The organism is Komagataeibacter intermedius TF2, assembly GCF_000964425.1.
Taxonomy (GTDB): domain Bacteria; phylum Pseudomonadota; class Alphaproteobacteria; order Acetobacterales; family Acetobacteraceae; genus Komagataeibacter; species Komagataeibacter intermedius.
In genome coordinates this window covers 1-568 of the sequence record NZ_BANF01000354.1, presented here as the reverse complement: position 1 = coordinate 568, position 568 = coordinate 1, and the positions used below count along the sequence as shown (strand labels likewise).

General features: G+C 66.7%; 1 protein-coding gene and 1 pseudogene. Both read left to right on the top strand.

Annotation, left to right across the window (positions count from 1 at the left end; translation table 11 throughout):
- A pseudogene (locus tag B7449_RS17515) lies at positions 1–294 on the top strand (hypothetical protein); the annotation flags it as partial.
- Between the two features lie 70 nt (positions 295–364).
- On the top strand, positions 365–568 hold a 204-nt coding region (locus tag B7449_RS17510), incomplete at its 3' end, for a hypothetical protein (protein ID WP_048883943.1).

Genomic DNA, 568 nt, shown 5'->3' with positions numbered 1-568 from the left:
GCCCAGTTCTATGACGCCAAGCGCGCGCAGGCCCGCGAACTGTCCTCACAGTTCAACGAGTATCGCGAAGAGGACCGGATGGGCGTCGACGGGCTGGAAAACAGGGCGGCCAACGCCCGCCGCTTTGCAGCCGAGCAGGGGATCAAGGCCGCCGCTCTGGTTGCGTCCGCCCGCGGGGCCCTTGCGGCCTACGAGGACATGATCGGCACCCCGTGGAAGCCCTACACGGCCAGCAACGCCCGCACCATCGACCAGCGGGCCGCAGCTGCCGAGATGGACGCCCTCGGCTTCTGACCGACCCGGCCGGACCCAAGGCGGGTCCGGCCACCCACGGCAAGGTACCTTTCCGCAAGGATCGACCCGCATGAGCGAATATGAATCCATGGCAGACCGCGACGAAGCCCTTGCGCTTTCGCGTGCTGCGCCCCACCACGCATGGGTCCTGACGGACCGGGACGTCTGGCATCGCAATCCTTTTTATCACGGCCCGGAAATGCCGCATCCCGAAGATGACGGCGCGCATGACTTTATTGCCGACCACGGCATCGACGCATGGCGGGAGGCGACC